The 26,589-nt window shown below is 59.3% G+C and carries 23 protein-coding genes; 15 read left to right on the top strand and 8 right to left on the bottom strand.

The window, feature by feature from the left end:
• The first annotated feature begins 22 nt into the window (after positions 1-22).
• The 6 genes from ACQY1L_RS12655 to ACQY1L_RS12630 all read left to right on the top strand — a co-directional run bounded on the left by ACQY1L_RS12655 (position 23) and on the right by ACQY1L_RS12630 (position 6,105).
• Positions 23-1,198, top strand: coding sequence for a pyridoxal phosphate-dependent aminotransferase (locus tag ACQY1L_RS12655; RefSeq protein ID WP_430241050.1), 1,176 nt, complete (start codon positions 23-25; stop codon positions 1,196-1,198).
• Positions 1,199-1,363: 165 nt separating this feature from the next.
• A complete protein-coding gene (gene galE, locus ACQY1L_RS12650; RefSeq protein WP_430241049.1) occupies positions 1,364-2,398 on the top strand; it encodes a UDP-glucose 4-epimerase GalE in 1,035 nt (344 codons plus the stop codon).
• A gap of 120 nt (positions 2,399-2,518) precedes the next feature.
• The gene (locus tag ACQY1L_RS12645) at positions 2,519-3,286 is read left to right on the top strand and encodes a polysaccharide deacetylase family protein (protein WP_113109457.1); all 768 of its coding nucleotides are present in this window, start codon (positions 2,519-2,521) and stop codon (positions 3,284-3,286) included.
• A 170-nt stretch (positions 3,287-3,456) separates the two neighbouring features.
• Entirely contained in the window at positions 3,457-3,660 is a 204-nt protein-coding gene (locus ACQY1L_RS12640; protein ID WP_430241048.1) for a KTSC domain-containing protein, read from the top strand.
• Between the two features lie 171 nt (positions 3,661-3,831).
• On the top strand, positions 3,832-5,592 hold the full coding sequence (locus tag ACQY1L_RS12635; protein WP_162237961.1) for a putative bifunctional diguanylate cyclase/phosphodiesterase: 1,761 nt from the start codon (positions 3,832-3,834) through the stop codon (positions 5,590-5,592).
• Between the two features lie 117 nt (positions 5,593-5,709).
• The gene (locus ACQY1L_RS12630; protein WP_430241047.1) at positions 5,710-6,105 is read left to right on the top strand and encodes a RidA family protein; all 396 of its coding nucleotides are present in this window, start codon (positions 5,710-5,712) and stop codon (positions 6,103-6,105) included.
• 18 nt (positions 6,106-6,123) lie between these two features.
• Here ACQY1L_RS12630 and ACQY1L_RS12625 read toward each other — a convergent pair whose 3' ends face one another.
• On the bottom strand, positions 6,124-6,987 hold the full coding sequence (locus tag ACQY1L_RS12625) for a MurR/RpiR family transcriptional regulator (RefSeq protein ID WP_430241046.1): 864 nt from the start codon (positions 6,985-6,987) through the stop codon (positions 6,124-6,126).
• 136 nt (positions 6,988-7,123) lie between these two features.
• Between ACQY1L_RS12625 and ACQY1L_RS12620 the strand changes: the two genes are divergently transcribed.
• The 6 genes from ACQY1L_RS12620 (at position 7,124) to ACQY1L_RS12595 (ending at position 15,292) form a co-directional block, all read left to right on the top strand.
• Positions 7,124-8,212, top strand: coding sequence for a D-TA family PLP-dependent enzyme (locus tag ACQY1L_RS12620; protein WP_430262019.1), 1,089 nt, complete (start codon positions 7,124-7,126; stop codon positions 8,210-8,212).
• Between the two features lie 365 nt (positions 8,213-8,577).
• Positions 8,578-10,059 carry a M81 family metallopeptidase gene (locus ACQY1L_RS12615; RefSeq protein WP_430241045.1) on the top strand — a complete coding sequence of 494 codons (1,482 nt, stop codon included), beginning with the start codon at positions 8,578-8,580 and terminating at the stop codon, positions 10,057-10,059.
• Between the two features lie 62 nt (positions 10,060-10,121).
• Entirely contained in the window at positions 10,122-11,651 is a 1,530-nt protein-coding gene (locus tag ACQY1L_RS12610) for an ABC transporter substrate-binding protein (protein ID WP_430241044.1), read from the top strand.
• A gap of 31 nt (positions 11,652-11,682) precedes the next feature.
• On the top strand, positions 11,683-12,624 hold the full coding sequence (locus ACQY1L_RS12605; RefSeq protein WP_430243945.1) for an ABC transporter permease: 942 nt from the start codon (positions 11,683-11,685) through the stop codon (positions 12,622-12,624).
• A gap of 5 nt (positions 12,625-12,629) precedes the next feature.
• A complete protein-coding gene (locus ACQY1L_RS12600) occupies positions 12,630-13,484 on the top strand; it encodes an ABC transporter permease (RefSeq protein WP_371816133.1) in 855 nt (284 codons plus the stop codon).
• Between the two features lie 2 nt (positions 13,485-13,486).
• Complete coding sequence (locus tag ACQY1L_RS12595; RefSeq protein WP_430241043.1) at positions 13,487-15,292, top strand: ABC transporter ATP-binding protein; 1,806 nt, start codon at positions 13,487-13,489, stop codon at positions 15,290-15,292.
• 20 nt (positions 15,293-15,312) lie between these two features.
• Here the strand turns inward: ACQY1L_RS12595 and ACQY1L_RS12590 are convergent, their stop codons facing one another.
• Positions 15,313-16,401, bottom strand: a complete 1,089-nt coding sequence (locus ACQY1L_RS12590) for a hypothetical protein (protein WP_430241042.1) — start codon at positions 16,399-16,401, stop codon at positions 15,313-15,315.
• A gap of 197 nt (positions 16,402-16,598) precedes the next feature.
• Here ACQY1L_RS12590 and ACQY1L_RS12585 point away from each other — a divergent pair, with 197 nt between their 5' ends.
• Complete coding sequence (locus tag ACQY1L_RS12585) at positions 16,599-17,033, top strand: BA14K family protein (protein WP_062453869.1); 435 nt, start codon at positions 16,599-16,601, stop codon at positions 17,031-17,033.
• A gap of 370 nt (positions 17,034-17,403) precedes the next feature.
• Positions 17,404-18,024, top strand: a complete 621-nt coding sequence (locus ACQY1L_RS12580; protein WP_430261867.1) for a transglutaminase-like cysteine peptidase — start codon at positions 17,404-17,406, stop codon at positions 18,022-18,024.
• A 147-nt stretch (positions 18,025-18,171) separates the two neighbouring features.
• Here ACQY1L_RS12580 and ACQY1L_RS12575 read toward each other — a convergent pair whose 3' ends face one another.
• The 5 genes from ACQY1L_RS12575 to ACQY1L_RS12555 are packed head-to-tail and all read right to left on the bottom strand — an operon-like array spanning position 18,172 to position 23,553.
• The gene (locus ACQY1L_RS12575) at positions 18,172-19,629 is read right to left on the bottom strand and encodes an oligosaccharide flippase family protein (protein ID WP_062579013.1); all 1,458 of its coding nucleotides are present in this window, start codon (positions 19,627-19,629) and stop codon (positions 18,172-18,174) included.
• Between the two features lie 43 nt (positions 19,630-19,672).
• Positions 19,673-20,596, bottom strand: coding sequence for a glycosyltransferase (locus tag ACQY1L_RS12570; RefSeq protein ID WP_430241040.1), 924 nt, complete (start codon positions 20,594-20,596; stop codon positions 19,673-19,675).
• 8 nt (positions 20,597-20,604) lie between these two features.
• Entirely contained in the window at positions 20,605-21,384 is a 780-nt protein-coding gene (locus ACQY1L_RS12565; protein ID WP_062453866.1) for a WecB/TagA/CpsF family glycosyltransferase, read from the bottom strand.
• Positions 21,385-21,389: 5 nt separating this feature from the next.
• Positions 21,390-22,493, bottom strand: coding sequence for a glycosyltransferase family 4 protein (locus ACQY1L_RS12560; protein WP_430241039.1), 1,104 nt, complete (start codon positions 22,491-22,493; stop codon positions 21,390-21,392).
• Positions 22,486-23,553: a glycosyltransferase gene (locus tag ACQY1L_RS12555; RefSeq protein WP_430241038.1), complete on the bottom strand. Its 1,068-nt coding sequence runs from the start codon at positions 23,551-23,553 to the stop codon at positions 22,486-22,488. The genes ACQY1L_RS12560 and ACQY1L_RS12555 overlap by 8 nt, the downstream gene beginning before the upstream one ends.
• Before the next feature lie 723 nt (positions 23,554-24,276).
• Here ACQY1L_RS12555 and ACQY1L_RS12550 point away from each other — a divergent pair.
• A complete protein-coding gene (locus ACQY1L_RS12550; RefSeq protein WP_430241037.1) occupies positions 24,277-24,909 on the top strand; it encodes a LysE family translocator in 633 nt (210 codons plus the stop codon).
• Between the two features lie 104 nt (positions 24,910-25,013).
• On the opposite strand, the gene tnpC is transcribed toward ACQY1L_RS12550, so the two are convergent.
• Positions 25,014-26,570 (bottom strand): IS66 family transposase, encoded by a 1,557-nt coding sequence (gene tnpC, locus ACQY1L_RS12545; protein WP_430241036.1) that lies wholly within the window; start codon positions 26,568-26,570, stop codon positions 25,014-25,016.
• Between the last annotated feature and the right edge of the window lie 19 nt (positions 26,571-26,589).

The raw sequence follows: 26,589 nt of genomic DNA, 5'->3' as shown, positions 1-26,589 counted from the left end.
CATAGGGAAATGTTCAGGAACCATGTCGATCATTGCAAGTCTCAGCCCGCGGGCCGTCTCCACTCCCGAAAGCGGTATTGTCGAGATCATCAATCACGCCCGCGCCGGTGGCCGCCGCGACCTGATCCCGCTATGGGCAGGCGAGGGCGACCTGCCGAGCCCGGATTTCATCAATCAGGCGGCATCGAGCGCCCTTCTGGGCGGTGAGACCTTCTATACTTGGCAGCGCGGAATTCCCGAACTGCGCCAGGCACTGTCAGACTATTACACGCGGCATTTTCTAAAGACGCTGTCGTCAGAGCATTTCTATGTCACCGGCTCCGGCATGCACGCGATCATGATGGCCGTGCAGGCGATCGCCTCGCCGGGCGATGAACTGATCTACCTCTCTCCGACCTGGCCGAACATCATCTCCGCGATCGAGATTTCCGGCGCTTCCGCCATCGGCCTGCCGCTTGCCTTTACCGGCGGCGGCTGGTCTCTCGATCTCGACACGCTGGACGCTGCGATCACACCAAAGACACGTGGCCTTTTTATCAATACGCCCGCCAACCCGACCGGCTGGACGGCAACGCTTGATGATCTCCGAGACATTCTGACGCTCGCCCGCAAACATGGGATCTGGATCATCGCCGACGAGATCTATGCCCGTTACTACTACGGTGGTGCGGCAAGGGCTCCGTCCTTCCTCGACATCATGGAAGAGGGCGATCGGATCATTTTTGCAAACTCCTTCTCCAAGAATTGGTCGATGACCGGCTGGCGCATGGGCTGGCTGGTGGCCCCGCCGGAAATGGGGCAAGTGATCGAAAACCTCATCCAGTATTCCAATTCGGGCGTTGCCCAGTTCATGCAGCGCGGCGCGGTCGTGGCGCTGAACGAAGGCGATGGCTTCGTCAACGAGAACGTGGCCCGCGCCGTCGCCGGCCGCGATATCCTCTGCGATGCGCTGATCGCCACCAACCGCGTGCAGACGCTGAAACCGGATGGCGCGATCTACGCCTTCCTGAAGGTGGACGGCGTGACCGACAGCCGCCTGACGGCGATGGACATCGTCGACAAGATCGGCGTGGCGCTGGCGCCCGGTTCTGCCTTCGGAGAGGGTGGCGAACTGTTTCTGCGGGCCTGTTTTCTGCGCAATTCGGCCCATGTCGAAGAAGCCGCCGGTCGGTTGGCGGACTATATCAAGCGCCTCTAACCCCGCTCCATCACCGCAAAGAGGGCGGTCTGTAAAATTTTATCGACCGCCTGAACGCCGTGTTTTCCGTGTTCCGCGTTAAACCCGGCGGCCCCGCCCGGTGGTAAGGTTTGCTGAAGAACGGCCGTGTTTCTCTCTGCGAAAGAAAAAAGCAGGGGCGAGAAAATGGCTGTTCTGGTCACGGGTGGTGCAGGGTATATCGGAAGTCACATGGTCTGGGCGCTGCTCGACGCTGGCGAGGATGTCGTCGTGCTCGACCGGCTGTCGACAGGCTTTCGCTGGGCGGTTCCGGACGAGGCGCGCTTCTATCTGGGTGATGTCGGCGATTCCATCATCCTGAAGCAGATCTTTGCTGAAAATGACATCGACGCCATCCTGCATTTCGCAGGCTCGATCGTCGTGCCGCAATCGGTCGCGCATCCGCTGGATTATTACGAGAACAATACCGGCAAGACCCGCTTCCTGGCGGCAGCCGCCGTCGAAGCGGGCATCAAGCATTTTGTCTTCTCTTCCACCGCCGCCGTCTACGGCGATCAGAAGGATGACACGCCGGTTCTGGAAAGCGCGCCGACGCTGCCGAAAAACCCCTACGGTCAGTCCAAGCTGATGTCCGAACTGATGCTGCGCGATGCGGCTGCAGCCCATGTTTTCCGCTTCGTCGCGCTGCGCTACTTCAACGTCGCCGGTGCTGATCCGCTTGGGCGCACCGGTCTTTCCACGGAAGGTGCGACGCATCTCATCAAGATTGCCTGCGAGGCGGCTCTCGGCAAGCGCCGCGGCGTCGATGTCTATGGCACCGATTATCCGACAGCCGATGGTACCGGTGTGCGCGATTACATCCATGTGACCGATCTGGTCGAAGCGCACTTGAAGGCACTGAGCTATCTGCGTCGTGGCGGCGAACCGCTGATTGCCAATTGCGGTTATGGCCGCGGCTATTCGGTGCTGGAAGTGCTCGAAGCGGTCAAGAAAGCCGGAGCCCGCGGGTTCGACATCAACTACGGCCCGCGTCGCCCGGGCGATGCAGCAAGCGTCGTCGCCAATGCGACGCTCGCCCGGCGCCTTCTTGAATGGACCCCGCGCCACGACGATCTCGATCTGATCGTCGAGACCGCAATCCGCTGGGAACGAGAACTGGGCGATCGCCGTCCGGAAAGCATCCGTGCGATCCGCACCCGGCTCGCGTCGGCGAGCTTCTGAGCGCAAGCAAGATGCAGTGATGCAGCCGCATTGCTGATACGTGAGAATGCGCATGGTCGAATGGCGTGCAGGGGATTAAAAGCGGGATCCTGGAACAACCCGATCCTGCGGAAACTGACCATGCGCCTCTTGTCCACCGCCGCTATCCTCCTTTGCTGTCTTGCGCCTTTGGCGAAGGCAGACACTCTGGCGGTTCAGAAACTGGTCGAGCCGCGTCTGACGGTGGCGCCTGCGGGAAATGCGAAACACATCCGTGTTGCCCTTACCTTCGATGCCTGCATGGGCAAGGCCGACGAGCGTATTCTGACGACGCTGGTTCGTGAAAGAATTCCCGCAACGATCTTCGTCACGTCACGTTGGCTGAAGCACAATCCGGAAACCGTCGCTGTTCTGCGTGAAAACAGCGATCTCTTCGAGCTGGAAAATCACGGCGAGAATCACATTCCCGCAGTCGATATTCCGATCGCGATCTATGGCATACCGGCCGCAGGCTCGCCTGAAGCTGTCGGCCGCGAGGTGGGGAGAGGAGCCGACGCCATGCTTGCAGCCGGTCTTCCGAGACCGCACTGGTTTCGCGGCGCGACGGCAAAATATGATCTCTCGGCCATCCGGGAGATCCGGGCCATGGGTTTCAAGATCGCCGGCTATTCGCTGAACGGCGATGATGGCTCGCTCCTCGGCGCCGCGGCTGCCGAAAAACGGATTGCTGCTGCGAAGGATGGCGATGTGGTGATTTCACACATCAACCAGCCGACTCATGCCGCCGGCGAGGGGGTCGCTCGTGCACTGGTTGATCTGAAAAACAGAGGCGCAGAATTCGTTCGCCTCTCTGATTTCGAGGCCTCAGGCGACCATGAGACGACCGCCAAGCTGCCTGGATTGTTTTGAGGTGGATCGGGATCAGCCTCAAAAGTAGGGCTCGGAAATTGCTAGTTCCTCCGAATTTCATGTGAAAGCAACGAAGAGAGCGTGAGCATCTCGATTACTTAATTAAGCTTAAATTTTCTTGCAATTTTTATGCTGCACTGCATTATTGTCTCCGTTCAAGGAGTGCGATTATGCAAGCAGAGCTAAACTCATCTCTCTTCGATGCTGCTGCTTATGATGAAGGTGCAGAGCGTCTCCGGCTGTTCATGAAAAACGGGCAAATTCGCGAATTCGAGACGGTACCCGTGCAGATTTTCCAGCAATTGGCAGGGTCCCGGTCGCCCGGACAGTATTACATCGAAAACATACGTTCCAAGTTCCCGATGTTCGGTTGATCGCCGAATCGGCGTCGCGCGGCGGTCGCGAATGGCCTGAGCTATCTCGCTGACGCGGATCGCCGGTGTTTAAAGGGTAGAGCTCCCTCATAATAACACGTGCACATTGTTTTAGTATTCGCTAAGTAATGGCTGTTATTGTCGTCGCCACTGATGTCGGCAGAGCAAGCCATGGAAAACAAACGCATCTGGACGAACAACGAACTGGACGACCTCCTGCGCCAGTTGAATGTTGCTTTGGAGGCTTCCGGCATCGGCATCTGGCAGCACAATCTGCGCAAGAACCAGACCCGCTGGGATGAGCAGCTACAGGAGCTCTACGGTGTCCCGAAGGGACCGACGGATGTGGTGTGGCTCGAATGCGTCCACCCAGACGACCGAGATGCCGCCAATGCGCACTTCGAAAAGGCAATCGAAAACCGCGAAGACTATGCGTCACAGTTCAGGATCATCCGCCAGGATGGCTCCATTCGCCACCTTCGCTCACGCGCAAAGTTCTTCATCGACGGGAATGGCGAGCCATGCTTCGTCGGCGCGGAATGGGATGTCACGGACGATGTGATGCGAAGCCATCAACTGGCGGAAGAGCGGGAAGCCGCAGACCAGAGCCGCGCCGAAGCGCGCTATGCTGCTGACCACGACCACCTGACCGGACTTCTCAACCGCCGCAGCTTCGACGCGATATGTGCCAGCCTTGCAAAACGCGGTGAGCTGGATTTCGTGTCGCTGTGCCATCTCGACGTCGATAACTTCAAGGAAATCAACGACCGATATGGCCACGCCTGTGGAGATGTGGTCATCGCCCATGTCGCGTCGATCCTGAAGCAGGCAAGCCGCCCGGGAGATATCGTGGCGCGGCTGGGGGGTGACGAATTCGCCATCGTTTCGATGGACCGCGGCCTCAACGCGATGGAGAAGATCGTCGCCGAAATCCGCGCCGAGCTACAGTCACCCGTTCTTCTCAACGGCAAGAATGTCGTTGTCACCTGTTCGATGGGCGTGGCGCAAACCTCGGCGTCGGATGTCACCGGACTGCTCGCCTGTTCCGATCTCGCGCTCTATGAGGCCAAGAGAAACGGACGTAACCGCGCCGAATGGTTCTCGCCCGCCATGGCAGCCGCATCGATCGCCGAAAAACACATCCTCTACGAGCTGCGCAGCGCCATCACCAACGGCAATTTCGTGCCGTTCTACCAGGTACAGGTCGATGCCCGGACCCGCGCGATCAAGGGCCTCGAAGCGCTGGTGCGGTGGAAACATGGAGAAGAGCTGAAACCACCCGGCGCATTTTTGCCGACTGCGGTGACGAACGGGTTGATTGACGAAATCGACGAAATCATGCTGCGCCTCGTCCTTGCCGACTTGAGGCGATGGCAAGCCGAGGGATTTGCTCTGCCGCGCGTGTCCGTCAACATGTCGGCCTCCCGCCTCTCCGATCCTGATTTGGAGGAAAAGCTCAAGCGTCTCGATATCCCGGCAGGCCAGGTGAGTTTCGAACTGGTCGAGACGATCTTCCTCGATGAGCTCACACCGGAGATCAGAGCCAATATCGATGCGATCCGGTCGCTTGGGATTGAAATCGAGATCGACGATCTCGGTTCGGGCCATGCCTCACTGCTCGGGTTGATCAAGCTTCGCCCGGACCGCGTCAAGATCGATCGGCAGCTCATCCTGCCCATGCTGGATGGCCTGCCCCAGCAGCGCCTGGTCGCCGCACTGGTCGATATCGCCCGGACGCTGGACATGGAAGTCGTCGCCGAGGGCGTCGAAACGCTCGGCCATGCGGACGTGCTGGCAAGTCTTGGCGTTGACCTGCTGCAAGGTTTTGCCTTTGGCCGGCCGGAGCCGGCACATGTCGTCGAGAAGCGCTTGGAGAAGCGCCATACGACGGCGCCGACCGGTTCGCGCGCGTCTTCGGCAAGGCGTCGCTGATATCCGAGCAGTTTTAACTACCGTAAATAATTTTCTCGTATTCCCCCGAGGTGCTGGAAATTCGCATCCAGGCAGTGCTAGATTCGCGGTCGGTGAAAATAAATTACGGAGAGCATCGTGAGTCACAAGAAAATCGAACGTCTCGCTGCGGCCGACGCACAGGCGGGCGGCCAGCGACGTCCATTTGCCAAGGCGGTCCGCGCCGGCGATTTCGTTTATGTCTCCGGACAGGTGCCGACGGTGGATGGCGAAGTGGTGACCGGTGGCATCGTGTCCCAGACCGAACAGGTCGTTGCCAATATCAAAGACGTGCTGGCGCTTGCGGACTGCACGCTCGCCGACGTCGTGAAGGTCAACGTCTGGCTCGACGATGCCCGTGACTTCTCCAGCTTTAACGCCGTGTTCCAGAAGCACTTCATCGATCATCCGCCGGCACGCTCGACGGTCCAGTCGCAGCTGATGGTCGATGCCAAGGTCGAGATGGACGTGATCGCCTACAAGCCGATCGACTGATTGTGTCAATGACGACCGTCAGTCGCCGAGAAGCTGGCGGTCGTCGCCGTCGCGGTTGCGCACCAGTTCTTCCTTGATGCTGCGCAGCGCCTTGAGCGCAATGTTGCGGTCGGCATAGGCGACCATGTTGGCGAGGATGTCGATCGCAGCGAGATAGGCAAAGCGGGTCGAGGTGGGGCGGAAGATGTTCTTGCCCTCCTGCATGTCGATGGCGATCGTCAGGTCGGCCGCATCGGCGACAGGCGAGCCCCGCTGCGTCATCACGATGGTGGGAATGCCATGTTGACGCAGCAGCTTGAGGCATTGCACGAGACCCATGTCGCGGCCGGTATAGGACGATCCGAACACGACCGTGCCAGGCTGGGTCGCCGCCGAGATCATCAGGTTCATGTTGTGGTCGTTCGATGCATTGATGCGGCAGCCGAGACGAAAGAGGCGATTGTGCAGCTCGTTGACGACCATCGCGGAATTGCCGCTGGCACCGAATGCCTGGATGAAGTCGGCGCCGCGCAGCATCTGCGCCGCCTTCTCGATCGCGGCGAGATCGAGCTGCCGGTGCAGGTCGAAAAGCGCGTTCTGGGCTTTCGAGATGATGTCCTGGGCAACCTCTTCCACCGTCGCGGTCGGTGCTTCCGGTTTCAGATAGCGCAGGCCCACATAGGCCATCTTGGCCAGCTGCACCTTGAAATCGGAATAGCCCTGGCAGCCAAGCCGACGGCAGAACCTTGTCACGGTCGGCGGCGAAACTCCGGCGCGTTCGGCCAGGTCGCTGATCGAGGAATTGACCACGAAATCGACATTGGCGAGCGCAAACTGCGCCAGTTTCGCCTCCAGGCTCGAGAGCCTGCCGTCTTCGTCGGAAAGCGCGTGAAACAGATCCATCAGGTACTTTCCTCGAAGATTGGCGCAGACACGAAGCACGTCACGATCGTGAAAATGAATTTCACCAGTTCTTGCCCTGATAGCACAAAACGGGCAAGCATCAACGAAACCAGCCATGCCCACAGAGGTTTACATCATGAACTATCCCTGGCCTGAACCCGGCACGCCACTCGATCAGATTGCAACGCCGATGCCTGTGATCGACGAGGATCGGCTCGCCGCCAATATTGCGCGGGTGCAGGCGTACTGCGATGCGCAGGGCAAGGCGTTCCGCCCGCATATCAAGACCCACAAGATCGCAGCCGTCGCCCGCCAGCAGATCGAAGCCGGTGCCGTCGGCCTCAACTGCCAGAAGGTCACCGAAGCCGAAGTGTTCGCCGATGCCGGTTTCGACGACATCCTGATCACCTACAATATCCTCGGACCCGTGAAACTTGCGCGGCTGAAGGCGCTGAATGCCCGCGTGTCAAAGCTTGCCGTCGTCGCAGATAGTGAAACCACCGTGTCGGGCCTGGCTTTAACGTTCGATGCCGAACGCCCGCTGACGGTCCTGATCGAATGCGATACGGGCGCAAAACGCTGCGGCGTGCAGACCCCGGAACAGGCGGTGGTCCTGGCTGAAAAGATTTCGGCAGCGCCCGGCCTGCGCTTCGGTGGCATCATGACCTATCCGGCCATCGGTGGCGCAGAGGCCGTCGAGGAGTTCATGGCAACCACCATGTCGCTTCTGTCGGGAAAGGGAATCGAATGCCCGGTGCGGTCCAGCGGTGGTTCGCCGGATCTCTTTTCGGCGCATCTGGTCCCCTCCGCCACGGAACACCGTGCCGGCACCTATGTCTATAACGACCGCAGCATGGTTCGCGCCGGTCACTGCACGCCCGATGATCTCGCCATGCATATCCTGGCAACGGTCGTGTCGAAACCGGCTGCGGACCGGTCCGTGCTCGATTGCGGCTCGAAGGCCCTGACCTCCGACCTGCTCGGCTTTTCGGATTACGGCTCCCTCGTCGGCTTCGAGGGTGCGCGTATCGTGTCGCTGTCGGAAGAACATGCGGTGGTCGATCTATCGGGCTGTGCAGTGCCGTTTGCGGAGATCGGCCAGATCGTGCAGGTCGTGCCGAACCACACCTGCGTCGTCACCAACCTGTTCGACCGGATGGTGTTTCACCGGAACGGCATCGTGACGAGGGTCGAAAACGTCGATGCGCGCGGCACCGTCTGGTAACCGCCGGATCGATCGTTACGGACCGAATGAAAATGGGGCGCCTGTTTCGGGCGCCCTTTTTCATGTTCGGAGCGCGAAATGCGGTGGAGGTGAAAATTTCCCCGAATTTAGACTTATAGAAAATAAATTACACAAATTGGTGCATATTCTGGAAATTCGTTGACTTCAGCTGGGTTTGACGCATTATGAAGAAAATAAATTACACCAAAATGGTGAGCGGGCGAACTGAACGAGAAACGGGACTGAGGTTTTCCGGAGCATGGCGTGCCTGCTCCGGCGATCGACAAAATTCATGCAATAGGGGTGCTGGCGCTCGGCGACCGCGATGGGAGCCTGATGCCGTCGGACCTATCCGGATAAGACACATGCGCATCTTCACCGCCTCGCTGGCGACCGAGACGAACACATTCTCTCCCGTTCCGACGGATATGAACGCCTTCAAGGCGGCGTTCTTCGCCGGGCCCGGAGAGCATCCGGATACGCCGACGCTGTGCTCGTCCGTCGTGCCAATTCTGCGCCGCCGAGGCCGGGCGGAAGGTTTTACCGTGATCGAGGGCACGTCCTGCTGGGCAGAGCCGGCGGGCCTGATCCAGCGTCAGACCTACGAGGCGCTGCGCGACTTGATCCTCGCCGAACTGACGGCAGCACTTCCCGTCGATGGCGTCGTGCTCGGTCTCCACGGTGCAATGGCAGCGCAGGGCTATGACGATCCGGAAGGTGATTTTCTGGCCCGTGTCCGGCAGATCGTCGGCCCGGATGTTCTGGTTGCCGCCGAATTCGATCCGCACAGTCACCTGACGCCCCTGCGCGTCGCCAATCTCGATATCATGGCCGCCTTCCTCGAATTCCCCCATACGGATTTCGAACAGCGCGGTGAACACGTGGTCGAGCTGGCGCTGCAGGCCTTGAAGGGCGAGATCAAGCCGGTCATCTCCACATTCGATTGCCGGATGATCACGATCTTTCCGACCAGCCGCGAGCCGATGCGCTCCTTCGTCGACCGCATGCAGGCGCTGGAAGGCAAGGACGGCATCCTGTCGGCCTCGGTCATCCACGGCTTCATGGCCGGCGACCTGCCCGACATGGGCACCCGCATCGTCGTCGTGACCGACAACGACAAGGCCAAGGGGGATGCGCTGGCCGCATCCCTGGGACGCGAGCTCTACAGCCTGCGCCGGCAGACGGCGATGCCCATGCTCGATACCGAAGCCGGCCTCGACAAGGCCGTGTCGATCCGCGCGTCGCATCCCGGCGTGCCGGTGACGATTGCCGATGTCTGGGACAATCCCGGCGGCGGCGTGGCGGGTGATGCGACCTTCATCCTGCGCCGGATGATGGAGCGCGGCATGGACGATTTCGCCGTTGCGACCATCTGGGATCCGATTGCCGTCGCCTTCTGCCAGGCGGCGGGAGAGGGCGCCGAACTCAGCCTGCGCATCGGTGGAAAATCCGGCCCGGAAGGCGGTGAACCGCTCGATCTGCGCGTCACGGTGCAAAGCGTGTTCGATGCGGGCTGGCAGAGCTTTCGCAACAGCCGCGTCACGCTCGGCAGCACCGCCGTCGTGCGCCCGGTCGGCACCCATATCGATATCGTGCTGATCACCAGCCGCACCCAGACCTACCAGCCTGATATCTTCGCCAATCAGGGCATCGAATTTGCGGCCAAATCCTATCTGCTCGTTAAGTCGACCAACCATTTTCACGCGGGCTTCCAGCCGGTCTCCTCCGAGATCGTCTATATCGCCGCGCCGACCTGTTATCCGACCGATCCCGCAACGACGCCCTATCGCAAGGCGAGCCTCGAAATATGGCCGCGCGTCGCCGATCCGCTGGGACTGGACGCCTGAATTTTCGACCGGACAGGAAAGCCGCCCGGGATCTGACCACTGAAGACAACAAGGGGATGACCATGAAAAAGAGTGCACTTGTTCTCATGACGCTGGCGGCTTTGGCCGGCACCAGCAGCCTAGCGCTGACACAGGCGAATGCCCAGGCAGGCGACGGCGTGCTGACGGTTGCGACGATCGGCGAGCCGCCGTCGCTCGACGTGATGCAGACGCCGACCGATATCGTGCTGACGATCGATCAGCACATTTTCGAAACGCTCTACACCTACGACGCGGAGTGGAAGTCCGTGCCGCTTCTGGCCGCCGCCATGCCGACGCTCTCGGAAGATGGCCTCACCTACAAGATCCCGCTGCGCGAAGGCGTCAAGTTCCACGATGGCAGCGACTTCGATGCCAAGGACGTCACGGCGTCGCTGAAGCGCTGGATGACCATCAATTCCAAGGGCAAGCAGGTTGCCGGCGTCGTCGAAAGCATCGCGGAAGATGGCGACCATGCCGTCGTCATCAAGCTGAAGTCGCGTTATGCGCCGCTGCTCGCAACCCTGTCGCAGGCGTCGGTCATCCTGCCGTCCGAAAAGATCGCCGATACGCTGACCGAATTCGTCGGCACGGGTCCTTATTCGCTGAAGGAACGCAAGCCCGACCAGTACACCCAGCTCGTCCGCTTCGACGGCTACAAGTCGCCCGAGGGTGAGCCGAGCAACTATGCCGGCAAGCGCGAGGCAATCGCCAAGGAAATCCGCTTCGTACCGGTTCCGGACGCCAATACCCGCGTCGAAGGCCTGATCTCCGGCCAGTTCGATTTCGCCGACTCGCTGCCGGTCAGCGCCTATGAGCGCGTCGAAAAGAGCAGCAATGCCAAGCCCGTGATCTTCAAGAATGCCGGCTGGGCATCGATGAACATGAACATGAAGGAAGGTCTTCTGGTCAAGAAGGAGCTCCGTCAGGCCGTTCAGGCAGCGCTAAATGCATCCGATATGATGCTCGCCGCCTTCTCCGATGACCGCTTCTTCAGCGTCGATGCCTCGATCTTCCCGGAAGGCTCCGTCTGGCACACCGAGGAAGGCGTTGCCCGTTACGGCGAAGGCGATCCGGAAGCGGCTGCAAAACTGCTCAAGGATGGCGGTTACGATGGCCAGCCGCTGCGCCTGATGACCAGCCGCCAGTATGAATTCCACTACAAGATCGGCGAAGTCGCCAAGGCCTATCTGGAAGCCGCAGGCTTCAAGGTCGATCTGCAGGTGGTCGACTGGGCGACGCTGACGACCCGTCGCGCCGACGCCAAGCAGTGGGACATCTTCATCACCCACTCCAACTTCCCGGGCGATCCGACGACGATCAACACGATCACCGACACCTATCCGGGCTGGTACGTCTCCGACCAGAAGACCAAGGCCGTTGCGACCTACATGGACGCCACGACCGACGACGCCAAGAAGACCGCATGGGACGCCATCCAGACGGTCATCTACGACGATGCGCCGCTCTACAAGGTCGGCAACTTCAATGGTGTTTCGGGTCTCGCCAACGGCGTTTCCGGTTATGAGCCGACCTACTGGCCGCATTTCTGGAACGTGAGCCCGAAGAAGTAAGCTGGATAACTAGGGACTGGCTATGGCAAGGATCGCACAGGCACTTTTGAAACGGCTGGGGGGCATGGCCATCGTGCTCGCCCTCGTCGTGACGGTGGTCTTCATCATCGTTCGCGTGACGCCTGGCGATCCTGCCGCTGTCATGCTGGGGTCGGATGCGACCCCGGAAGACATCGCGCAGCTGCGCACCCGCATGGGCCTCGATGCGCCCATGCTCGTCCAGTACGGCAAGTTCGTGCTGGGCATTCTGAAAGGCGATCTCGGTCAGTCCATCTTCTTGAACCAGCCGGTCACGACTGCACTTGCCGCCCGTGCTGAGCCGACTTTCTTCCTCACCCTGTTCTCGATCCTGATCGCGGTCGCCATCGCGCTTCCCGTCGGCATTCTCTCCGCCGTCAAGCGCGGCACGATCTTCGACCAGATCGTCGTGACGCTGACAATGGTGGCCGCAAGCGTGCCGAGCTTCTGGCTCGGGCTGATGCTGATCCAGATCTTCGCGGTCGGGCAGGGCTGGTTCCCGGCCTCCGGCTACGGCGGTCCGGGCACGCCGTTTTTCGAGCGGCTGCATCACCTCATCCTGCCGGCCGTGGCGCTCGGCGTCGTCAACTCGGCGCTGATCACCCGCTTCACGCGCGCCGCAATGCTCGATGTGCTCGGCGACGATTATGTGCGCACCGCGCGTGCCAAGGGAGCGGGCGAAGGCCGCGTTATCCTCAAGCACGCCTTGAAGAACGCGCTGATCCCGATCATCACCGTCATCGGCCTGTCGGTTGCCATGCTGGTCGCGGGTGCCGTTGTGACGGAAACCGTGTTCGGCCTTCCCGGCGTCGGCAACCTCGTCGTCTCGGCCGTGTTGCGGCGTGATTATCCGGTCATCCAGGGCGCGTTGCTCGTCGTTGCCGCCATCTACGTTCTCATCAACTTCATCGTCGACATGCTCTACATCATCGTTGATCCGCGGGTGCGCCTATGAACACCATGGCCTCCGTCTCCATGCCCTTCGCGTCAAGCCTTCGCCGCCTGTTCGGAAACCGCGCGATGCTGGCAGGCGCCATCATTCTCGTGGTCGTCGTTGCAGCTGCACTGCTTGCGCCCTGGGTCGCCCCTTACGCGCCAAACAAGCTGTCGATCGTCAACAAGCTGAAGCCGCCGTCGATGGCGAATTTCTTCGGCACGGACGAATTCGGCCGCGACATCTTTTCGCGCGCCATCTTCGCAGGCCGCATCTCGCTGATGGTCAGCCTCGGCGTGGTCGCCATTTCCACGGTTCTCGGGGTCATTCTGGGTGTCGCTGCCGGCTTCTTCCGCAAGCTCGACGCGCCGATTTCGCGCCTCCTCGATGCGATGATGTCGTTTCCCGATATCCTGCTCGCGATCGCGCTCGTCGCGGCACTCGGTCCGTCGCTCACGACCGTCATCCTGGCGCTCGGCATCACCTACGCGCCGCGTCTTGCCCGCATCATCCGCGGCTCGACGCTGGTGTTGCGCGAACTGCCCTATATCGAGGCAGCTGTGGCCATGGGTCTGCCCACATGGCAGATCCTGCTCCGCCACGTTCTCCTCAACCTCGCATCGCCCATCCTCGTGCAGGCAACTTTCGTGTTCGCCTCGGCGATGCTGGCGGAAGCAAGCCTCTCTTTCCTCGGCGTCGGTGTTTCCACTGACATGCCGACCTGGGGCACGATGCTCGCGTCAGGGCGCGAATACATGAACAACGCTCCGTGGCTAATGGTGTTTCCAGGCCTCGCCATCGTGTTTTCGGTTCTCTCCCTGCAATTGCTGGGCGATGGCCTGCGCGATCTCGTCGATCCACGGCTGGCGAAGGAAAGCTGATCATGACCGACACAGTAAAAACGACCCCGCCTGTTCTGTCGGTCGAAAACCTGACGACCTCCTTCAAGACGCCGGAAGGATGGAAGGCCGTCATCCGCAACATCAGCCTGTCCGTCGATGCCGGTGAGACGGTGGCGATCGTCGGCGAGAGCGGTTCTGGCAAAAGCGTCACAGCGCTCTCCACCATGCGGCTCCTGCCGCCCGGACGCTCGCGCACCGAGGGCAGGATCCTTCTCGACGGCAAGGATCTGCTTGCCGCAAGCGAATCCGAAATGCGCAAGGTCCGCGGCGGCTCGATCGGCATGATCTTCCAGGAGCCGATGACCTCGCTCAATCCTGTCTTCACCATCGGCAACCAGATTGCCGAAGCGCTGGTCCTGCATCGCGGCCTGTCGTGGAGCCAAGCCGAGGCCGAAACCGTGCGGCTGATGGAGCGGGTCCGCATCCCGGCCGCCAAGGCGCGGCTGCACGAATATCCGCACAAGTTCTCCGGCGGCATGCGCCAGCGCGTGATGATTGCCATGGCACTTGCCTGCCGTCCGAAACTGCTGATCGCCGACGAACCGACGACGGCACTCGATGTGACGATCCAGGCCGAGATCCTCCACCTGCTGCGCGAGTTGCAGCGCGAGGAAAACATGGGTGTGCTGTTCATCACCCACGACATGGGCGTGGTGGCCGAGATCGCCGACCGCACCGTCGTGATGTTCCGCGGCGACATGATCGAGACCGGTCCGACCACCGAGATCTTTGCAAGCCCGAAGGCGATCTACACGAAGTCGCTGCTCGCCTCGATCCCGCGCCTCGGCGCGATGGGCGCGTGCCTGGCGCCCAAGCGTTTTCCCGAAGTCGATCCTGCGACGGGCGTGGCGACCGACGGCCGCGAAATGAAACCGGTTTCCCAGTCCGTCGCACCAATCCTCAAGGTCGAGAATCTTGCGGTCCGTTTCGACCTGCCCAATGGTCGCGTCCATGCCGTGGAAGACGTATCCTTCGATCTGCGCTCCGGTGAAACACTGTCGCTGGTCGGTGAATCCGGTTGCGGCAAGTCGACGACCGGACGCGCAATCATTCGTCTGCTCAATCCATCCGCCGGCTCGATCGTCATCGACGGCCAGGATGTGACAAAGGCCGGCACGCGCGATCTGCGCACCATGCGTCGCAATTCGCAGATGATCTTTCAGGATCCGTTTGCCTCGCTCAATCCGCGCATCACCGTCGGTTCGGCCATTGCCGAACCTATCCTTGCGCATAAGATGATGGGCAAGCGCGAGGCCAAGGCACGGGTGTCAGAACTGCTGGAACAGGTGGGGCTCTCGGCGGGAATGGCCGATCGCCATCCGCATGAATTTTCGGGCGGACAGCGCCAGCGCATCTCGATCGCCCGTGCTCTGGCACTGGAGCCGAAATTCATCGTCGCTGACGAAGCGGTCTCGGCCCTCGACGTCACGGTCAAGGCGCAGGTCTCCAACCTGCTGCTCGAGCTTCAGGAAAAGCACGGTCTGGCTTATCTGTTTATCTCCCACGACATGGCCGTCGTGGAGCGCATGAGCCACCGCGTCGCGGTCATGTTCCTCGGCGAGATCGTCGAGATCGGACCGCGTGCGGCGATTTTCGACAATCCGCAGCACGCCTATACCCGTCGGCTGATCTCGGCCGTGCCGGTTCCAGACCCGTCACGCCGCGGCGAGACGCCGCCGCCGCTGTCCGAAGAGATCAAGAGCCCCGTGAGACCGCTCGATTACGTGGCGCCGAAGCGCACCTATCTCGAGGTGTCGCCAGGCCATTTCGTCCAGCAGGCGGCGTAGCACCCGCGTGCCGGATACGGTCAGGCGATGACGTCGAAGTCTGCTGCGGTAATGCTGAGGCCCTTGTCGACGGTGGCAAACAGCATCTGCCCGTATTTCCCGGTTCCATCGGCGTCGTAGTAGAGACGACCGGTCGCCTTGTCGTAGATGATCCGGTCGGATGCGTCGCTGGCCGCGGTGCCGCTATGGAATGCATCCGATGCGAGATCCCCAACCGTGCCGGCCTTTGTGAATATATCCGTGTCGAGCCAGATCGTGTCATCCGCGACGGAGAAATCCGTGATCGTATCCACATTGCCCTTCTTGTTCAGTCGCGTGTCGAACACGAAACTGTCCGCGCCTTCGCCGCCTGTCAGGCGATCGTTCGAAAGGCCGCCGGAAAGGACGTTCGAGCCCTGGTCGCCCGTCAGCACGTCGCGGTATTGCGACCCGATGAGGTTCTCGATCGAGGTATAGGTGTCGCCCTTGGCATTGTTTGTATTGCTCTGCGGCGAGGCGAGGCTCGCAACAATTGCCATGGTGGCATTGGCGTAGGAGACGGTATCGGTTCCGGCGCCACCGTCCATCTTGTCGGCGCCGGCGCTGCTCATCAGCTTGTCGTCGCCCTTGCCGCCGGACATGATGTCTGCGTAACGCGATCCGTTCAGCACGTCGTTGCCGTCACCCCCAAGCTTGGGTTCATTGAAGGTCACGGACACTGTGATGTACGACGTCGGACCCGCCTTGATGCCGGTAAAGTCGATCGCGATCTTGTTGTAGTCGAACGAAACGTCCCGGCTGTCGAGGCCGGCAATATTGCTCTTGATCGAGACGCCGAAGATCGGAGAAAGGTTGTTGTTGATATCGGTAAACACCGGCCCGTTGAAGTGCACAGCGCTGGCGGTATCGCTTGGGGTCGGCTTGTAGCCGAAGGTCCACAAGGCATACTGGGTAAACTCGAAGCGGATCGAGTTGTCCTGCAGTTTCAGCTGGAACAGCGACTTTGTATTGACGGTAAGCGCGGCAACCGCGGTGGTGTCAACCACGCTGACGACGTCCTTGTCCAGGGACGGCGTAAGCCTGTTTGGGAACTGATACTCGTAGCCGAAGGGGTTGCCGTAAAAGCCCATGGGATGCTCCGCACGCTCTGAACAATCAGAAATAGCGGAGAATGCTTATTTAAGATTTAAACGATGTATTGGCCGCTGTTTCCGCTGTCGCGCTCGCTCAAGGTTGGAAACACCTGTAACGTGGGCCTCACTCTCGCGTGATGAGGGAACTCCCTGTTGCGTCAATGTGTTGTCTCTCCATAACACGGAGAACTAATATGCATATTGTTACGAAGTTTCTGACCGCGTCGTCGCTTGCGGTGGCACTGGGCCTCACCTCGCTTGTCCCGGCGACTGCCGCACCCCTGCCGATGGTGAAGTCGCCTCAGGTATCCGATGTCGAACATGTCCAGTATCGTCGTGACATGCGCGAACGTCGGGAAATGCGTGATCGTCGCGGGTGGCACCAGGGCCACCGTGGATACCGTGACCGCCGTCCGGGCTATCGCCGCCATTCCGATGGTTTCTGGTATCCCCTCGCAGCATTCGGCGCAGGCGCAATCATCGGCGGTGCCGTGACAAGTCGCCCGGCCCGCGCAGGTACCCGTGCTCACGTCCAGTGGTGTGCCGACCGCTACCGCAGCTACCGTGCATCGGATAACAGCTACGTGCCACGTGCCGGCGTTCGCGCACAGTGCAACTCGCCCTACTGAGGGCGTCTAGCCTTTTGAGGTGATGAGGGGCAGCGCATTGAGCCGCTGCCCCCATTTTTGATCCAGGTTCCCTGTTGAATATCTGGATCGAGCTACCATATCTTGGCTACAACATTGTTTTCGTCGGCGACCACGGATGTACTGGCGCAGTGGCTGAGAGCAATGCAGGGAGGTCGGCGCGTGTATTCGCTCCGGCCTTTTTTATTGCCCTGATGGCAGCAGTTCCTTGAACCATCAGCAAATCGATATCTGCAGTAGTTCTTAAACAGAAAAATTCAATCTGCACGACGATTAAAATCTTACACTTTCTCAAAACGTGATATACAACGAATGCAGGTAAATTTCTCTCCATTCCACATGGAGACGTGCCATGAAACTGCATTCGATAGTCATGACTCTGGCGTTTTTCGCAGTTCCATCGGTAACGATGGCGGCTGGCCCTGTCGGCATTCTGCGGGATGTGAGAGGCTCAATGCAGCGCATCCAGGAAAGTGGTTTTGCGCTTGCACCTTACGCTTTTGCGAAATTCTGCCGTAGCAATCAGGAGCAGTGCGCCGATACCGGCGGCGACGGCGTCGTCGAACTGACTGATGATCGCAAGGCGCAACTGCTTTCGGTGAATTCAGGCATCAATCGCACCGTCCGTCCCGTCAATGATGCCGACGGCTCCGACGAGTGGAGCATTGATGTGGCGTCAGGCGATTGCGAAGATTACGCGCTCACGAAGCGCAAACACCTCATCTCCCTAGGCTGGCCTTCCGGATCGCTGAGAATGGCTGTGGCAAGAACGCGGTCCGGAGAGGGACATGCGGTGCTGGTTGCAAAGACATCCGCCGGCGACCTGGTGCTGGACAACCGGTTCTCTGAAATCAAGCCGTGGAAGAAGACTGACCTGACCTGGATCATGATGCAATCGCAGAACAGCCCTAGGATCTGGGTCAAGATCGGGCCATCCGACGACCGCCCGACCTTTGTTGCTAACCAATGGTAAACTAGGGTCGCACTCGTCAGCCACCGGCGCGATGTCCTGATCGATCAGGTCGGACGCCCCGACGGTTACGATGATACCGTATCAGACCACCAACCTTCCCCAGGACCTCGAGACGGAGGCCAGCCTGCGAGACAGCCGGGCTTTAGATCAGGCAGCAGTCGGCGCACGAACGCGCCGCGCCTTCCAGATCTCAAGAACTGGCCGGATACGATCGTGAAATACGAACGCGCATATCAATGCGTATGCCAGAGAGGCCGTAACGCTAAATGATACAGCGACTGATAAGTGTTTGAGATCGAGCTGCCATAGCCATAGAAACCCGGTCAGGGTTGATACGATCGCAATCGCGACAAGCGCCGGAAATGTTGTTTTGATCCCATCAAACGCGTTGATCTCACTGAATCGTTTCTGCACGGCCAGGAGAATAAACAACGCTGTCAGAGAGAATCTCAGGCTGAACATCGCTGCTGCCCAAAAAATCCCGAAATATGCTCCGACTGCAATCATCGCGACATCAGCAAGTGCCTGGTAAACATTGTTCAGGAATGCCAAGCTTGGGTGTCCTGTTGCAACCAGGAAGGTTTGCACTGGCACGACAACCGCAATGAACGGTAGCGCCACCAGCATCAGTGTTATCGTTTCGGGCAGTTGTGGCCACCTGTCTCCAAAAAACATAAATGCGACATAGGGCGCTGAAAACGCGGAAGCGACAAAAGGTATCGCGGCAACAAGGCCTGTTACCGCGCATGACCTCCACATCGTGCTTATCATCCGGTCACGATCCTCACCCATCCTCGAAAAGATTGGGAGCAGGATGTTGTTGATCGGATTGAGAAACAGGCTTGATGCGAGATCAAGCACCGTGCGTGATAGCCGAAAAACACCCGTCGCTGTCGGTGTCGCGACCAAACCGACCACCACATCGGCAGAGCGCACGTTGATCTGCGTGACTGCCGACATTCCGATTACGGCGAACGAGAAATTCAGCGTCGACCGCATCGAGATCAGCGTCGGCATGGCCGTTGGCTTCCAGCGCGCCGCCACAACACTGACCATCGCCGCAACGATCGGCGTTATCACGACGACTGCAACGATGCTCCAGGCGCCGAACCCCGAAAACGCAAGCGCGCAGCAGACAATCCCGCCCACAAGCAACCCGGCCGACTTTCGGACCGCCAGTACCTTGTAGGCGAAATCTCGCGCGAGCAGTCCTTCCGGCACGACCGCGAGCGCTGAGACAAGGGGAGCGATCGACGTCACGGCAACCATGGCACTGAGGCCGGAGAAGGTTTCCAGGTGGCGGAGAAGGGCGCTCGCTATCAACAGTAGCGCCGAGCCGCAAAGGCCAAGCAGAAGGAAGAGACCGAAGACCGAATTGACGAAGTCATCGTCGAGCAATCGCCGCTGTATCACCACCTGGCTTCCGGACTGCAGGGTGGACGCGATGATCACGGCCGGCGCGGTTGAAAGCGCTGCGACACCAAACTCATGCGGCCCGAGCAAGGCTGCCGCAATCAGAAACACCACGGTCTGCGTCAGCCGCTCGACGAGCACCTGCGCAAGCGACCAGCTCGTACCCTTGATTGCCAGTTTCAAATAGGACATGTGAACCCGATCGGTGATATTTCGGTCGCGTCATGCGAATGGTCTAGGCTGTGGCCCGGTCGATCCGAGGTTCCACCTTAGGGAACGGGTCGATTTCACCGTCGATCAGGTCCTTCGCCAACTGGTTTGGAATGATCTTCGGAACGCCGCGCGGGATCGCCGGCCCGATCAGCAGGCAGGTAAGCCGCAGCAGGGCAAGCTTCGCCTCGCTCCACCTGTTGAGACATGGATAGAGCACCGTCTTTGCGACCTGCTTGAAGAGTTGCTTTGCATAGGCCTTGTGGAACCCTCTGGCGACCAGGGAGCTGCCGTTGCCAAGCGAGTAGTAGAACGTGCGCTGGACATCGAATTCGGAGTTCAACGGCAAAGGCGGATGGTCGATTTCCAGGCCGGCCAACCGCTTGCCCTTCAGGCCGGCATCGACCAAACGTGCCCCGAGATCGAAGCCCTCTCCCGATCCATGAATGGCGCCGATACCCAGCGTGGCATCGAACTGGAATTTTAAGAACGTCTTGCGGCGAAGCGTCAGCCCCGGTTCCCACATGTTGCCGATGATGGTTTGCCTGTTGATTTGGACATCGCTTTCGATCCGGCTTGCAGCCAGCCGCTTGCCGTTCGAGACGATGTTGCAGGTGACGAAATCGACCGCGCCGACATCGAGAATGGTTTTCACCCTGCGGTAGAAATCGCTCGCGGCCGGAAATGTGTCGTCATCCAGAAACGAGATGAGATCGGCCGTCGCGTGACAGGCGCCGACATTTCGGGAATGCGACGAGCTGAACACGCGCGAGAATATGGTTTTCACACCGTCGATGCCGATCGTTTCGGTCTCGTCGAACCCCTGCATCACGATGATGATTTCAAGCGCGATCGCCCTCTGCTCCTGCAATCGCCGCACCACTTCGCGCGTGCGCGCCAGACGACTGCTTTTCGATACGACTGGAATGATCACGGACACATCGTACATCGGGCCACCTACGAGCTTATTCTGGATTGGTTCAGATCGGCGACAACGGCTGAGAAAAAGCCCCAGGAACTGATGAAGTACCGTTTGAACAAGCGACGGGGCTCGGTGGCCACTCGCCAGAACCATTCCATTCCAACCAGACGGAAAACCTTTGGCGCTCGAGTCTTGGTGCCGGCTGTGAATTCGAGAGCCGCGCCGAAGCAGAAGGCGTAAAGGTGCCCAAGCGCGGATCTGTTCTGGTTCACCCAAATTTCGGATTTGGGCGCGCCGATACCCATGAACAGATGCGTTGTGCGGTTGTCGCGGATCGCGCTCAGCAGGTCGCGCGTATGAGAGGGTTGTTTTTCAAAACCAAACGGCGGTATCGCGTAGCCGAAGCCGGCCTCGGGGAAGCCACGTGCCGTCATCTGGACTGCCAGCCCGTCCGCCGTCGCCTGGCTCGAGCAGACGAAGAACGGCCGATGGTTCGTGTCTGTCAGGGCATCGAGCAGCTTGGGAAAGAGATCGGCGCCTGGTATCCGCTGCTTGACGGCCGCGCCGCACAGTTTCGCATAGAGAAAGACGGGCATGCCATCGATCGTGACTGACCACGCACTGTCGTAAGCACGTCTGAATTCAGCATTTTTGTACAGGTTGGAGACGTGATCCGTATTCGCAGTGACGACCAGTTTTACCCCGTCCGTCTCGGAAAGGGGAGAAAGAGCCTGTTCTACGAGAGCGTCGTCGGAATATTCGTAAAAGGATAAACCGAATATTTTATCTCTGGACCCAAGTCGGTCTTCGGTCATTGCATTTATCTCTTTAAGTGTGTGACGGCTAAAACTTGCTCTGCAATCGCTTTCCAGGAAAAATTCTCATCGACATGGGCGGTCTGCCACCGCAGGATTTCCGCCCGCTCCGCCTCGTCTGAAAGTTTGGTCAGCAGTGCCTTGGCCTGCTCGATATTGCCTGCCTCGAAGGTCTGGCTGGCGCCGATCACCATCGGAATGCCGCCCACATGCGAACCGACAGCCGGCGTCCCGCAATAGATTGCCTCGATGCAGACACGGCCGAACTGTTCCCGCCAGTTCTTCGTCGAGAGGCTCGGCAGAATGAAGAGATCGAGCGCGCTGTAAAATGTCCGCAGATCATCCTTATGAAGACTGGGAAGAACCGTTACCCCCGCCGCAACGAGTGTATCGACCAGATAATCATCTGCGACCGGCCCGCAGGCGAGGATCGTGACCGGGAGTTCCTGTGCAAGCTGCGCCAGGATCTCTATCCCTTTCGGCTGCCAGATCCGCCCGGCATAGCCGAGAACGAGACCGCCCTTCTTGAATGCATCGGAGACCTGCGGATACTTTTGCGCAAGCGCAGAACGTGCCGCCGACTTATCGACGATCGAAAACGACGACTTTGAAACGCCGTTACCGATGGGGCTTGAGATCTTGCTCGGGGGAGCCCCCCGTCTGTGAAGGACATCGGCGACCTCATGGTTCTTGGGAATGATTTTGGTCGCTGTTTTATAGACGAACCGCTCGAGGACATTCCATCCGGAGAGGTTTCCCTTGAGATTGATGGCCGAGCTTTCGATGTACATCGGCCGCCCGAGACGCAGGGTGGCGCTTAGGAACGCGACAAGCGAGTGCGGTTCCTCATGAACGTAGAGAATGTCCGCCCGTCGCGCTTCCCGGTAGAAAGCGATGGTGCTCGGGATGAATGTCAGCCAGTGCGACGACAAGACGGAATTAAACAGCTTCACCGGAAAGTGGAATTTCTCAGGGTCGAACGTTGTGCCTTGAAAGGTTTTTGGCCCCATGACCGTGAGATTGGCGACCTTCGAAAGCTCGACAAATCGGTCATGGTAGTGCGAGTTTCCGGCTTCATGCCAGAGCATGGTCAACTGGTGCTCAGGCATGGGACCGTGCTCCGGTGCGTCTATGGGCCTGGATTTTCGAAAGCAGGTTTGCCGCGATAAAATCCCAGGAATACCGGGCTCTGTAGGCAAGATACGCGCTCTCAGTCGCTCGCGGAGCCGTCATGATCTCAGTCGCGATCTCGTCAGCGGGGGTGCCCGGCGAGACCAGCCGTCCCCATGGCGGAGAAACAGTCCGGTGAATGGCGATGTCGGACGCGACAATGCTGCAGCCCAGCGACCCGGCCTCGACGAGCGGCATATTGAACCCCTCGTCATGCGACAAGGACAGAAACGACCGGCAGTTTGCGTAAAGCCACCGCAACTGGCTGTCGGATATGTCCTTCATCCATCGGATGTTGCTCGTTGGGTCGTTGCTTGCCCGGTCGAGATCGGTGACAATATTCCCCCAACCGCTGCGCCCGACAACGACCGACACGACATTGTGAGGGTGAAGCGCTGCCGCGACGTCGATGATCTTCTCGTAGTTCTTTCGGGGCTCCACCGTCCCCACGCTCAGGACGAAGTCTTTGCCCCGCAGTTCCGCGATCTCGGACAATTCGCCGTCGAACGGCAGCGCGGGGGCGTTGCCGATCTCGCTCACATCATGGGAGGGAAAGATCGGACGAAGCTTTGCCGCCGAGTAGCCGGTTGGCGCAAAGATGGCGCGGTATCGGGATGAAACGGCGCGCTCCACATCCCGAAACAGAAGGCGCCCCTTGATCGGCATCTCCTGTCCCCTTGTCCAGGGGAAGTCGTCGTGAATGATGCGATAGAGGGGCAGTTTGGATGATATGGAGAGCGGACTTGCTGGCATGCTCGGAAAGACGGCCGCATCGTAACTGGAAGATGCCAGCCTGAATGGCAAAGTGAGCCAGGCCATAAAAGGATGCCGGCAGAGGACCAGGTTGTCGGCGCTCGAAAAAAACGATGTCGACATGACATAGGCCGTGCTGCCAGGGCAAATTTTCCGGAATGCCTCGAATAGATTGATCCCGTAACGTTCGACACCGGTAATCTCCGGCTTGCGCGTGGCAAGCGTCAGATCGAATATCACTCGCATTCCCACTCCTGCTGTCGCCGGACACCCGCGCATGCCGTCCATCACCGCTGCTAATCAGTGAAATGTCGAGTAGCACGACATCGAATCGTGGTTACAGCATGGATATGCTCTTGCTGAGTCCTCATTAAACAAAACTAATCGCTAGGTTAATCGTATAATGGAATTCAATATGGGTATTGTAGTGTGAATTCGCTGAGGTGTTGCACAAAAATCCGTAAGTTGTTGATTGTTTAGTGCATCAATATTATAATAAAATCTTTATTACAGGCGTCTTACATGAATGAATGCTCAAGAAGATCTTTGTTGTTCGGCGCTGGCGCCTTTGCGGCGTCGGTTGTGTCGTCAGGTCCTTCCGTAGGTGCCCGAACGGGAACGTGCCCGCTGATCGGGGTTAACCTGGCCGGTGCTGAGTTCGAGATGATTGGCGGCCGTTGGAAGTGGCCCCACCTGGAGAACCTGAATTATTACCGTAAGCGCTGTGTCGCTCGCACTTTGTCCACCATGCTTTGTCTTTTCGAAGGCTTGCACCATGAGGAGGCGGCAAGTTCGCGCCAATGGGAAGATTTTGGCTTCCGCAAAACTCCCTGATGTCCGACGCCGCAACAGTCGGCCAAACAAGTGTCGCTAGGTTAGGGATTTTCGCGATAGTCGCTCCAAGAAAGTTGCTATTAAGCGTGGCGATGATAAACAGGAATTCCGGCTCCATTCAAAAAGGAAGATGTTATGCCGGATTTTTCCACTTTCATGCTGTTTGCCGCTGCGTCACTTGTGCTGACTGCCACACCCGGACCAGACATGTTGCTCATCGCCTCTCGTAGCGTGAGCCAAGGACGCTCTGCCGGGTTCCTCACATATGCAGGAATAGCTGTCGGCACATACTGCCACGCTATCGCTGCGGGGCTTGGTCTGTCACAGCTCTTTCTTGCAGTTCCCATTGCCTATGAAGTCGTTCGATGGGCGGGCTGCATCTACCTCATTTATCTTGCCTATAAGACCGTTCGTTCGGAAGGAGCAGCTTTCGCACCATCTTCCGCGCTCAAACGCCTCTCAAACAGGCGGATATTCACGGAAGGTCTCGCTACAAATATTCTCAATCCGAAGATGGCGCTGTTTGTGCTGGCACTCTTCCCGCAATTCGTTGCCCCTTCGGGCGGCTCGATGCTCGTGCAAATGGTCCTACTCGCCACTGTCTTGAACGCCGTTGGCTTCCTTGTGAATGGCACGGTAATACTTTTGGGAGGCCACATCCGGAATCGACTTTCCGCCATGCGCCGCTTTCCCAAGCTTCCTCAGTTTCTGCTTGCAACCGTATTCGCTGGATTGGCGTGCCGGTTGGCCCTCAGCACCCGACCTTGACCTGTTGAACGAAGGCCGGTCTGTAGCGACAATCGAAGTTTCTCGCCCGAGTTTTGCAAGGATATGATGTCCACCTCAGGTCGGATAAATTTTTGGGCCGGTTGTTATCCTGCCTGATAGTTCCACGGTAGGAGGACATCAATCTGCCTCTGTTTGTGGCCATTGACGATGGCGGTGAGAGTGCTGGCCAGGTAGGCCATCGGATCGACGGCATTGAGTTTGCACGTTTCAATGAGTGACGCGATGGTCGCCCAGTTCTCCGCTCCCGCGTCGTGCCCGGCGAAGAGAGCATTCTTTCGATTCAAAGCAATCGGCCGGATGGTTCGCTCGACGCTGTTGTTGTCGATCTCGATCCGGCCGTCGGTCAGGAAGAGCTTCAAACCATCCCAGTATTTGGTGATGTAGGCCAGAGCCTCGCCGAGTTGGGATTTCGTCGCAACACGGGCACGGTGATGAACGAGCCACGTCTGCATGTCGGCGACCAGCGGCGCTGATCTTTCCTGCCGTCCAGCAAGGCGAGCTTCCGGGTCAAGGCCGCGCAATTCGGCCTCGATCCGATAGAGTTCACCGATCCATTTAACGCCGTCTTCTGCAATTGGTGCTGTTCCGTTGCGAGTAATCTCGACCAGCTTGCGACGGGCGTGTGCCCAGCAGTAGGCAAGCTGAATGTCCGGGCCGATGCGGTTTGGGGCGATCAGCCTGTTGTATCCGGCATAGCCGTCAACTTGCAGGATGCCGGAGAAGCCCTGCAATATCCGTTCGGCATAAATGCCCCCGCGACCGGGAGCATAGGTGAAGGCCACCCCTGGCGGAGCACCGCCGCCCCACGGCCGGTCATCCCGCGCGAGCGCCCAGAAGTAACCTGTCTTGGTCTTGCGGGAGCCAGGATCGAGCACCGGAGCACAGGTCTCGTCCATGAACAGCTTGGTCGAGTGCTTCAGGTCGGCAATCAGCGCATCAAAGACGGGACGCAGTTCGAACGCCGCCCGACCGACCCAGTCAGCCAGCGTGGAACGGTCGATATCGATACCCTGACGGCTCATGATCTGGGCCTGCCGATAGAGCGGAAGGTGATCGGCATATTTGGAGACCAGCACATGGGCGACGGTGGCTTCCGTCGGAAGCCCTGCCTGGATCAGCCGTGCTGGAGCTGGGGCCTGAACAACACCGTCGGTACAGGCGCGGCACGCATATTTGGGGCGACGGGTGACGATCACGCGGAACTGTGCCGGGACCACGTCCAGCCGCTCGGAAACATCCTCGCCAATGCAATGCATGCATCCGCCGCAGGCGCAGACCAGGCTTTCCGGCTCGATGATCTCTTCCACACGGGGAAGATGCTTTGGAAGGGAACCGCGATTGATCGCGCGTGGCTTGGCGGTCCTGTTCCCGACAGGAACGTCCGCTTCATCCTCGGCATGGATCGCGGCCATGGCCATTTCCAGGTCTTCCAGAGCCAGATCGAACTGGTCGGGATCGGTCTTCTCGGACTTGCGCCCAAAGGCTGCGTGTTTGAAAGCCGCGACCAGCTTCTCAAGCCGTTCGATCCGCTCGTCCTTGCGAGTGATCTGCGCGTCTTTGCCTGCCTCGCGCGCCTGTGCGGCAATCAGCATTGCCTTCAGGGCGGCAACATCATCGGGAAGATCGGCGGCATCAAGCATGGCCAGAACCTACCAAAAT

The organism is Neorhizobium sp. DAR64862/K0K3 (genome assembly GCF_050500185.1).
GTDB lineage: Bacteria > Pseudomonadota > Alphaproteobacteria > Rhizobiales > Rhizobiaceae > Neorhizobium > Neorhizobium soli.
The sequence above is the reverse complement of the archived record's forward strand: the minus strand, read 5'-3'. Positions and strand labels throughout refer to the sequence as shown.

Bases quoted from the DNA above. Each gene is read 5' to 3' on its own strand.
- ACQY1L_RS12590 (WP_430241042.1), bottom strand. From the start codon at position 16,401: ATGGGCTTTTACGGCAACCCCTTCGGCTACGAGTATCAGTTCCCAAAC.
- ACQY1L_RS12580 (WP_430261867.1), top strand. From the start codon at position 17,404: ATGAAACTGCATTCGATAGTCATGACTCTGGCGTTTTTCGCAGTTCCA.
- ACQY1L_RS12645 (WP_113109457.1), top strand. From the start codon at position 2,519: ATGCGCCTCTTGTCCACCGCCGCTATCCTCCTTTGCTGTCTTGCGCCT.
- ACQY1L_RS12565 (WP_062453866.1), bottom strand. From the start codon at position 21,384: ATGACCGAAGACCGACTTGGGTCCAGAGATAAAATATTCGGTTTATCC.
- ACQY1L_RS12575 (WP_062579013.1), bottom strand. From the start codon at position 19,629: ATGTCCTATTTGAAACTGGCAATCAAGGGTACGAGCTGGTCGCTTGCG.
- ACQY1L_RS12625 (WP_430241046.1), bottom strand. From the start codon at position 6,987: ATGGATCTGTTTCACGCGCTTTCCGACGAAGACGGCAGGCTCTCGAGC.
- ACQY1L_RS12655 (WP_430241050.1), top strand. From the start codon at position 23: ATGTCGATCATTGCAAGTCTCAGCCCGCGGGCCGTCTCCACTCCCGAA.
- ACQY1L_RS12560 (WP_430241039.1), bottom strand. From the start codon at position 22,493: ATGCCTGAGCACCAGTTGACCATGCTCTGGCATGAAGCCGGAAACTCG.
- ACQY1L_RS12550 (WP_430241037.1), top strand. From the start codon at position 24,277: ATGCCGGATTTTTCCACTTTCATGCTGTTTGCCGCTGCGTCACTTGTG.
- ACQY1L_RS12570 (WP_430241040.1), bottom strand. From the start codon at position 20,596: ATGTACGATGTGTCCGTGATCATTCCAGTCGTATCGAAAAGCAGTCGT.
- ACQY1L_RS12555 (WP_430241038.1), bottom strand. From the start codon at position 23,553: ATGCGAGTGATATTCGATCTGACGCTTGCCACGCGCAAGCCGGAGATT.
- ACQY1L_RS12615 (WP_430241045.1), top strand. From the start codon at position 8,578: ATGCGCATCTTCACCGCCTCGCTGGCGACCGAGACGAACACATTCTCT.
- ACQY1L_RS12600 (WP_371816133.1), top strand. From the start codon at position 12,630: ATGGCCTCCGTCTCCATGCCCTTCGCGTCAAGCCTTCGCCGCCTGTTC.
- ACQY1L_RS12595 (WP_430241043.1), top strand. From the start codon at position 13,487: ATGACCGACACAGTAAAAACGACCCCGCCTGTTCTGTCGGTCGAAAAC.
- ACQY1L_RS12610 (WP_430241044.1), top strand. From the start codon at position 10,122: ATGAAAAAGAGTGCACTTGTTCTCATGACGCTGGCGGCTTTGGCCGGC.
- ACQY1L_RS12620 (WP_430262019.1), top strand. From the start codon at position 7,124: ATGAACTATCCCTGGCCTGAACCCGGCACGCCACTCGATCAGATTGCA.
- galE (WP_430241049.1), top strand. From the start codon at position 1,364: ATGGCTGTTCTGGTCACGGGTGGTGCAGGGTATATCGGAAGTCACATG.
- tnpC (WP_430241036.1), bottom strand. From the start codon at position 26,570: ATGCTTGATGCCGCCGATCTTCCCGATGATGTTGCCGCCCTGAAGGCA.
- ACQY1L_RS12635 (WP_162237961.1), top strand. From the start codon at position 3,832: ATGGAAAACAAACGCATCTGGACGAACAACGAACTGGACGACCTCCTG.
- ACQY1L_RS12640 (WP_430241048.1), top strand. From the start codon at position 3,457: ATGCAAGCAGAGCTAAACTCATCTCTCTTCGATGCTGCTGCTTATGAT.
- ACQY1L_RS12585 (WP_062453869.1), top strand. From the start codon at position 16,599: ATGCATATTGTTACGAAGTTTCTGACCGCGTCGTCGCTTGCGGTGGCA.